The 8,331-nt window shown below is 47.6% G+C and carries 10 protein-coding genes and 1 pseudogene; 3 read left to right on the plus strand and 8 right to left on the minus strand.

Features of this window, described 5'->3' with window-relative positions; all coding sequences use genetic code 11:
• Positions 1 to 139, plus strand: a pseudogene (locus tag Q0R35_RS16950) (photosystem II q(b) protein); the annotation flags it as partial.
• 141 nt (positions 140 to 280) lie between these two features.
• On the opposite strand, the gene Q0R35_RS16955 reads toward Q0R35_RS16950, so the two are convergent.
• The 3 genes from Q0R35_RS16955 to Q0R35_RS16965 are packed head-to-tail and all read right to left on the minus strand — an operon-like array spanning position 281 to position 1,648.
• Positions 281 to 1,144, minus strand: a complete 864-nt coding sequence (locus Q0R35_RS16955) for an urease accessory protein UreD (protein WP_295621117.1) — start codon at positions 1,142 to 1,144, stop codon at positions 281 to 283.
• Entirely contained in the window at positions 1,125 to 1,394 is a 270-nt protein-coding gene (locus Q0R35_RS16960; protein ID WP_295621120.1) for a hypothetical protein, read from the minus strand. Before Q0R35_RS16960 ends, Q0R35_RS16955 begins: the two co-directional genes overlap by 20 nt.
• Positions 1,395 to 1,450: 56 nt before the next feature.
• On the minus strand, positions 1,451 to 1,648 hold the full coding sequence (locus Q0R35_RS16965) for a hypothetical protein (protein WP_295621124.1): 198 nt from the start codon (positions 1,646 to 1,648) through the stop codon (positions 1,451 to 1,453).
• A gap of 39 nt (positions 1,649 to 1,687) precedes the next feature.
• Here Q0R35_RS16965 and psbQ point away from each other — a divergent pair, with 39 nt between their 5' ends.
• Positions 1,688 to 2,131 carry a photosystem II protein PsbQ gene (gene psbQ / locus Q0R35_RS16970; protein WP_295621127.1) on the plus strand — a complete coding sequence of 148 codons (444 nt, stop codon included), beginning with the start codon at positions 1,688 to 1,690 and terminating at the stop codon, positions 2,129 to 2,131.
• 185 nt (positions 2,132 to 2,316) lie between these two features.
• Positions 2,317 to 3,408: an FAD-dependent oxidoreductase gene (locus Q0R35_RS16975; RefSeq protein WP_295621130.1), complete on the plus strand. Its 1,092-nt coding sequence runs from the start codon at positions 2,317 to 2,319 to the stop codon at positions 3,406 to 3,408.
• 152 nt (positions 3,409 to 3,560) lie between these two features.
• On the opposite strand, the gene Q0R35_RS16980 is transcribed toward Q0R35_RS16975, so the two are convergent.
• The 5 genes from Q0R35_RS16980 to Q0R35_RS17000 all read right to left on the minus strand — a co-directional run.
• On the minus strand, positions 3,561 to 4,838 hold the full coding sequence (locus Q0R35_RS16980) for an FAD-dependent hydroxylase (protein ID WP_295621133.1): 1,278 nt from the start codon (positions 4,836 to 4,838) through the stop codon (positions 3,561 to 3,563).
• Positions 4,839 to 5,115: 277 nt separating this feature from the next.
• Entirely contained in the window at positions 5,116 to 5,598 is a 483-nt protein-coding gene (locus Q0R35_RS16985; protein WP_295621136.1) for a hypothetical protein, read from the minus strand.
• A 139-nt stretch (positions 5,599 to 5,737) separates the two neighbouring features.
• Positions 5,738 to 7,192, minus strand: a complete 1,455-nt coding sequence (locus Q0R35_RS16990) for a cobyrinate a,c-diamide synthase (RefSeq protein ID WP_295621139.1) — start codon at positions 7,190 to 7,192, stop codon at positions 5,738 to 5,740.
• A 313-nt stretch (positions 7,193 to 7,505) separates the two neighbouring features.
• Positions 7,506 to 7,829, minus strand: a complete 324-nt coding sequence (locus Q0R35_RS16995; RefSeq protein ID WP_295621142.1) for a PEP-CTERM sorting domain-containing protein — start codon at positions 7,827 to 7,829, stop codon at positions 7,506 to 7,508.
• A 243-nt stretch (positions 7,830 to 8,072) separates the two neighbouring features.
• Positions 8,073 to 8,331 (minus strand): hypothetical protein (locus Q0R35_RS17000; protein ID WP_295621145.1); only part of this gene is annotated, 259 nt, incomplete at its 5' end.

An 8,331-nucleotide genomic window follows, 5' to 3' on the forward strand; every position in this document is an offset into this window, starting at 1 on the left:
CACCTGGGCTGACATCATCAACCGCGCTAACTTAGGTATGGAAGTAATGCACGAGCGCAACGCTCACAACTTCCCTCTTGACTTAGCTGCTGGTGAAGCTACTCCAGTTGCTTTGACTGCTCCTTCCATCAACGGTTAATACCTTTTGATATAAGAGTTTAAGAGATTAAAACCCCCCTCGCAGTAATGTGAGGGGGGTTTTTGCATTGGGGTAGGGATAGTGGATAGTGAATAGACAAAAACACAATCTAGTCTAATACCTAATACCTAACACCTAATACTATTGCCACACGCGGGGATGGATGGGCGGACTGCTGAGAAATGAAGAGCGTATTAAATGCCAAACAGCCGTAAACCACTGACGCACCTCTGTTGTAGAGTCACCTCGATAGCGACATAATAATCCGGCTGATAAGCGCGTTACGCCAATGCGACTGGGTTCGCCTGTAAATAACGATCGAGCATTAATCACCAATTCCTTGCTAACGCCAGCATCTGCGGGTACCGAGCCACCTGGAGCGATCCAAGCGAAAGAACCGACGATCGGATATCCTGCTAAACTATTAGCTCGATCGATTGTCTCATCACCAACTAATAACTGTCGATCGATCCAAACAGGATCGCCAGCTCGATATATTTCCGTGGCAGATTTCCAAATTCCGTTGGTAAACTTCTCACCGCGTGCCGTGCGCCCGAATCGTAAAATTTCCCATCCCAGCCAGCTTGCTGTCGGGGCTAAATTTACACGCAAATGTTGGTTAAAAATCGCGCCATCAAAGATAATTGTTTCTTGTGGCAACCATTCCAGACAGGCCTTATCGCCAATGTTCTGGACGATGGTTTGAGATGCCAGATGACCGTTGCTAGTATAAATTTTACCTGCTGCTGCCGTGGTAATGACGGCACGAGCTTCGGGCTGAAGGTCGATCGCGATCTGGAGCCTGTCGCCACCCACAATTCCCCCAGCCGTATGCAAAATCGTATTGTGACAAATTGCATCGCCTTCGGGATAGAACGCCCGTTGGACTTTGAGCGGGGCAATCCCATAATGCTCGACCGCTTGAGTTTTGGCATGGTGGTGGCGATAGGTTAATTGTAACCGTCCGTGCCAACTCGATCGGCAGTTAGGATCGATCGGGTTCATCGACCTCAACATCCAGCATCGTGGCATTTTCCATAATAAATAATCGTGCTAGTTTGTCATATACACCCGCTCCGATGTACTGCGGGTATGTATGCAAGCGACTGTAGACCCAGATTAATTCATCGCCATCAAAAATGCGGATATCCTGAAATAAACTCTTGCACTTAGACTTGAGCGAATTTCCGGCATCTAAGGCATCTGTCCATCGCTCGAACTGGCGGTCGTAATCTTTGGTAAATACTCTAAACATGGAATTGGGAATCTGAAGTCGGAAACGAGCTAGATTTTAAAAATGTGACTTATCTGTTAGTTTAGCATCGCCACCGTTCGCGTAGCGTGCCATCGGCAATCGAGATCGACGGCAATGCTAGATTGGTAGGGTGACGAAATCGGCTCGTTAGTAAATTCAGCAATGCCATCGATCGCGCAGCCTAATAATTCTAGTATGCTGAGAGTATAACTCAGGCTTTGCCGACCTTCGCGATTGCCGATGGCACATTGCAACCGATTTTAAATAACTGCTCTCCTATTATCTAGATAATTATGTCTCTCTTTCGTCCGCTCATCTCCCTGATGCTGGTATTAATTTCTGTCCTTGTTGTTAGCTGTGGCGATGGTTCTCAAGCTAAGGCTCCCACTTATAGCACTCAGCAACTCACCCAAATTCAAGCTACCAACAAAAATGTGGTAGCGTTGAGCGATCGACTACCCGAACTCGCAGCTATGATCGAAGAACGCGACTGGAATAATGTCAAATCCTTTATCCACGGGCCTCTAGGCGAAATCAGAACCCGGCTGTCTGGTTTATCGAGAGAGTTATTACCAGGTAGCAAAGAGAAAGCTTTGGCAATTAGCAAAGAAATTTTCGTGCATCTCAACAAGATCGATGAAGCCGCTGGCAATAATGACTACAAAGTGGCAATTCGCAACTACGGTGAAGCTCTTAAAGATTTTGCAAGTTTCTCGAAACTGATTCCCGCAGCATAATTAAATTTCGGAGATTACCGAACGAGGGCACGAACCGCCCTCACAATATAGGGTAGAGACAACTCATTAAGCGGCGGTTTTATTCGGAGGTTCCCTCCGAATAAAAAAACCGACAAGACATTGTCCCTACCCTATCTTTCCGTCAATGTATTAAAACCAGAGTCTCAATTCTCAACTAAATTTAAATGTCCACCAGTATTAGTATTATCGGCTGCGGCATTATTGGCGCGACTATTGCTTACGAACTCAGTCGCTCGAATGAATATACAATCGATGTTTATGATGCCAGCCATACGCCAGCTTCAGCAGCCACAGGCGCAGCTCTAGGCGTACTGATGGGAATTATCTCCCAGAAAGTCAAAGGACGTGCTTGGAATCTCCGCAGAGATAGCATTCGCCGTTATCAAACCCTAATTCCCGAACTAGAACGAGCTACAGGTAAAAAGATTCCCTACAACTCGCAGGGTATTGTCAAACTATTAGCTGCTGAAGACGATCTAGATAAATGGGCGCAATTAGTCACCACTCGCACCGAGCAAGAGTGGCAATTAGAATTATGGAATGCGCGCAAAGTAGTTACCCAACTGCCCCAAATCGACCGCCAATTTACGAGGACTGCGGCATATTCGCCCCAAGATTTACAAGTCGAGCCAGTTGCCCTGACGGAGGCTCTAGTAGCTGCGGCACAACTTAATGGAGTGAATTTTCATTTCGATCGATCGATCGAGTCTATTACTGCCGAGAACCAGCAGAGCTGCGATCTTTTAACTTCCGGTCTACCGATTATTACCAGCGACTGGACGGTCGTGACGGCGGGGTTGGGTTCTACTCAGTTATTATCGCCCCATGCAGCGATCGATATTCAGTCCGTATTAGGGCAAGCCTTACAAATCCGGCTGCCCAAACCGCTAGGCAACCCAGATTTTCAACCAGTTATCGTCAGTGAAGATGTGAATATCGTCCCCTGTGGCGGTAATGATTATTGGGTGGGCGCGACTGTCGAATTTCCTGTCGATGGTGTTGTGACAGCGCAAGCAGAATGTCTGGAACAACTCAAACAAGTTGCGATTTCCACTTGTCCCGATTTAGCTAAGGGTGAAATTATCCGCACCTGGCAAGGGTTACGCCCGCGCCCGAATCAGCGTCCGGCACCTGTAATCGATCGAGTTGGCGCGAATAAACGCATATTAGTCGCCACGGGACATTATCGGAATGGCATTTTACTCGCCCCCGCCACCGCACGTATTATCGGGGATATGTTAGTGGGTGGTGAATAGTTGTTAGATCTGTAGGTTGGGTTGAAGAATGAAACCCAACACACCCAAGCAGAGTTTCTTTCACCCAATTAGACGACATTTATGTCGGCTCAGTTGCTCGGTAAGGAGAAGTGTGGATAGTGGATACTAACCTAAAGCCTAAAGCCTAAACCCTAACGAGCTACCTGTGGCAATTTGCCCGCTAATCCCGTCATTAGTCTCAGAGCCAGATGTTTGAATAGAGGAATACGATCGAGTAATAATAATCCAAATCGGCGGATAATAACGATCGGGAGAATGCTAGTCGAGAACATGCGATCGAGGAAATCGGTAAAAGCTAAAATTACCCAGTTTTCTGGTTTGCGCCAGCTCGTGTACCGTTTGAGTACGGCATCGCTGCCGATATCTTCGCCAGCCTGATGCGCTGCGACTAAAATTTCTGCTAAAGCCGCTGCATCCCTAATCCCTAAGTTCATGCCTTGCCCAGCGACGGGATGACAACAGTGTGCGGCATCGCCGATTAAGGCTAGTCTCTGGGCGGTATATTGCTGAGACTGCATCAATTTAACAGGAAATAACCACCGTTGAGAGTCAAGTTCTAGTTTGCCTAATAATCCACCCGTACAATGTTCTAACTGCTGGAGAAATTCAGCTTCTGGCAGATCGCGCAATGCTTCGGCTCGATCGTGGGGTAACGTCCAAACTACCTGACAGCGACCATCTGCTAATGGTAACACCCCGATCGGCCCTGCATACCAAAATCTTTCGTAGGCAATATTTTGGTGAGATTTTTCTGGAGAAATAGTGGCGGTAATGCAAGACTGCCAATAGTTCCAGCCGCTGGTAGCAATGCCCGCCCGTTCGCGGAGTGTAGATTTGGCTCCGTCGGCGGCAATTACTAAATTCGCACGGATGCTCAGAGGTGTGGCGGTATCTGGAGTCTCAACTGTTAGTGTCGCCCCGGTATCGCCATAGTCTACAGTGGTGACTCGTGCTGGGCACATGAGGGTAATATTTTGAGCCGATTTCAGTTGGCTTTGCAATGCGGTTAGCAATACTTCATGGCTGGCTGCATAGCCTAATGCGGCGGTACCCAGATCTTCTGGATACATCTTTACTACGCCCGCATAATCGGCATCAGAGATTTGAATTTGGCTAAATTGAGTAACTTGAGGTAAAACGCGATTCCAGATGCCCAGCCCCTCAAAGATCTTGCCTGAGAGTACCGATAGCACGTAGGCTCTACCCTTAGCAACCGATACCGACTGAGCTTCCGATTCGATCGAAACTACTCGTAATCCTGAATTTTGCAGCGCGAGGGCGAGTGTATTCCCAATGATCCCGCCACCGACGATCGCTAGATCGTAATCTAGTTGGGGCGATTGAGTCTCTAAATCATCCTCGATCGATCGAGCCTTAACTCGATTGGGATGTGTGGCTGTTGAGGACATGGTAAGAGACTCTAGACGGGGCATAAGGGTGAGGTGAATAGATCTGCTGTGGACTCACTTTTATTATGACGCTTTTAGCTCGATCGGTCGAGTTGCCGCCGCGATCGGGTATGGTTCGATTCTCCTCGTTGGCGTAGTATATCCTCCGGATAAGCTTTCCAACGACTATATCAATACAAAACAAGTGCCCCCAGCCAGATAACTAGAGACACTTGCAGCAACATCGAATCTAAATTAATTTTGCAAGATTTCGATCGTTGCCGTTAAAAATTTCGATCTACTTAGGTGTACCAGTGGGTACGTTAGGTGTCGTGTTAGGTACGGTAGGATTAGGTGTCGAGTCGCTACCAGGAATTGATGCGGGGGTGCCAGGTAGGGTTGTAGTGCCAGGAGTTGTAGGAACCTTGAGGCTGCCTGGTTTGGACATAGAGCCTTCAGTTCCACCAGTGGAATTGGTTTTAGAGCTAGGAACTGTAGTGCTATCTGGAGTAGTTTTCGCTGGCATCGTGTCACCAGTAGGTGCGGTTGCCCCTGGCTTAGTAGCGTCAGGAGTAGTAGTGGCAGGTTTTTTCATGCTACCGGGTGCTGTCGTCTTTTTACCTTTTTTCGCCTTGGTTTTATCTGTTTTGGCGACAGTAATTGATACGGTAGAAACGTGAGAGGATGTGTGGTGAGCGTTAGCCGCAATAGCAGTTACGATGAGGCTCAAAGGGGATAAAACTACAGCACCGAGCGCGATTGTTTGGATTAATTTATTCATGATTTTTTAAAATTTGTAGATGTTCGATCTAAACAATAGGTCGAGTTCTCTAATTCGACTCCCACACATACTAACATCAAAATTAAAAAAGTGTTCGATCTGGTAGCTACAATTTCAAATTTCGATCGCGATCGTTTTATTATTTTCGAGATGCAAATATCTCGCTAAATCTGTGACAACGCTCGATAAATCGACCCGGCAAATCCGGTCTGGCTCCGAAGTGTAGATGAGTGTAAGCTGCATGGGCGCGGTATCTATACCAACCTTCCGGTCGGAAAATCGAATTAGATTCATAACCCTGAAGATCGTATAAAGGTCGGACGGGCGGATCGGTTAGAGTAGAACGATGAAACTCGTGCCCCCACACTCGATCGCCAGAATCTAGCATTAAACTATTTTGCAAAAGTGTTAGTTGGCGATAACCGAGTGTTAATTTTTTCCCCATCACGGCAGTAGTCGGGAAAATTCCCACCATTGGATGAGATCGATCGTTAAAATCAATAATTCGATCGCTTAAATACATCAATCCACCACATTCAGCATAAGTAGGCATCCCCGCCATAATTGCTGCCTTGACTGCGGCGATCGCCGAGCGATTTTCGGCTAAGATCTCTGCAAAGACTTCGGGAAATCCACCCCCAAAATATAAGCCACAAATATCTGCTGGTAACCGAGCATCGCTTAATGGACTCCATTCGACTAACTCAGCTCCTAGCTCTGCGAGTAAGTCCAAATTATCTGCATAGTAAAAATTAAACGCCGCATCCTTAGCTACCGCAATCCGAATCGGGCGATCTGCTGTGGATTTTCCCAAATCCCGAAGCTCTCCCCTTGGGGGGAGGATCGAAGCCCCCCCTTGATAAGGGGGAGTTGGGGGGGTAAACACGGGACTACTACTCGCATCATCCCGCACTGGCTTCGCCATCAATAACGGTAATAATCGCTCCCAATCGAAACAAGTTTCGCCCACATCCGCCAGACGATCGATCGTTACATTCAGATCGGCCAACTCTCCCGCCGGAATCAGCCCTAAATGGCGATCTGGAATCTTGAGGTCGTCGCGTCGTCTGAGTACGCCCAAAATGGGTAGATGGAGCGGCAAGAGGGCAGCAGTGAGTAATTCAAGATGCCGATCGCTGCCGACTTGATTGAGAATTACGCCCGCCAGTTGAATTTGCGGATCGAACGTCCGATAACCATGCGCGATCGCGGCAATCGATCGCGAAGTACTACTACAATTGAGAATTAAGACAACCGGAACGTTTAATAACTTAGCAACCTGCGCCGTACTTCCCGCATCTGTCGCCCCCGACGCGCCATCGAATAGCCCCATCACGCCTTCGATAATATTACAATCTACCGTGCGACTATGGCGATCGAAACACTGCCGCACGTAATCTGGGGATGTTAAAATCGGATCGAGATTCCGACAGGCTCGACCCGTTACATAAGAGTGAAACATCGGATCGATATAATCGGGGCCGACTTTAAAAGATTGTACCGTCTGCTGTCTGCGCCGCAGTGCGGCAAGTAGGGCGAGCGTAATGGTGGTTTTACCCACGCCACTACGTTCTCCAGCGATCGCGATCGACATAAGTTAGAAGATAGTTCGCTCTCTAGTTTAGATCGGTACGGGAGACAGTTGGGCGATTCTAACCACGATCGCCCCAGAGACTAATTACATAGCAACCGCCCCAGCAGTTCGGACAGCACAACGATTGAAATCGCCCACTAAGGAACTTGCGTGGAAATAACATCCCAGATATTTGTCGGTTTAGGTTGTGCCTACGGCAGGCTATCGCCAACGACTTCGCTCAACCCTCCGAGGGTTGAGCGAAGTCAAAACCTAAACCCACTGGTAGGTTATTAAATTGCAAGCCCCTAACCAAACCAGCGCGACGAGATACCTACAGATTTTTTCTGCGCTTCTTCATCGCACCCACGACTAAAGCACCACCAATCAATACCCCTAGAATCGCCGAAGGTTCGGGGACGCTAGTAGCAGTAGCATTGGTATCTGTGAGCACTAAAGAGAGATTATCAGCATAGGCATCGTTGAAAAGTCCAGTTCCTATCATCGCCAACTGTACCGAGATTCTTCGAGTTCCAATAGGAACCACAGCAGAACTACTTGCCTCTAATAATCCAGTAATATTCGCTCGATCTGCTGCTGTGTAGCTGCCAATTTGAATACGCCCTGTCTCAGTACCACGTAGATTAGATAAAACCATACTAATACCTGCAAAGTCATTTAAATCCGTATTACCTCCAAAAAAGCCGGATAGATCGTATCTTACCGTACCTGTATCTATGGCTCCAGCAATGGCGGATACATCAATAAACTGGAAAGGATTAGTTACAGTAGAGGCTTCTCCCGAAAAGAAATTATTACCACGATTTATTGGGCCTGGACTAGTCGTTGAGGGAAAACCAGCGGTACCATATGGAGTCGATGTAAGTGTCCCAACTCCCGTCTAGCCAGAAACAGCACTTGCTGTATCTCTTAAACCAACACTTGCTTCAGCATCTCCATCGATGATGAGATTCGTGCCAAAGGTAACGGCTCCAGCCGGGTTTACCCCAACTAGACCCAGCCCTAGAATTGAACCGACCAGAGCGATTGTAGATGTAGCAGATGATTTGGCAACATCTCTGAGTATATTTTTGAGCAAGTTATTTTGCATGTTATTCGGGGCGATAATGATGTTGACTGTAGCGTTAATGGCTATTTGG

The organism is Chamaesiphon sp. GL140_3_metabinner_50 (assembly GCF_025361915.1).
GTDB lineage: Bacteria > Cyanobacteriota > Cyanobacteriia > Cyanobacteriales > Chamaesiphonaceae > Chamaesiphon.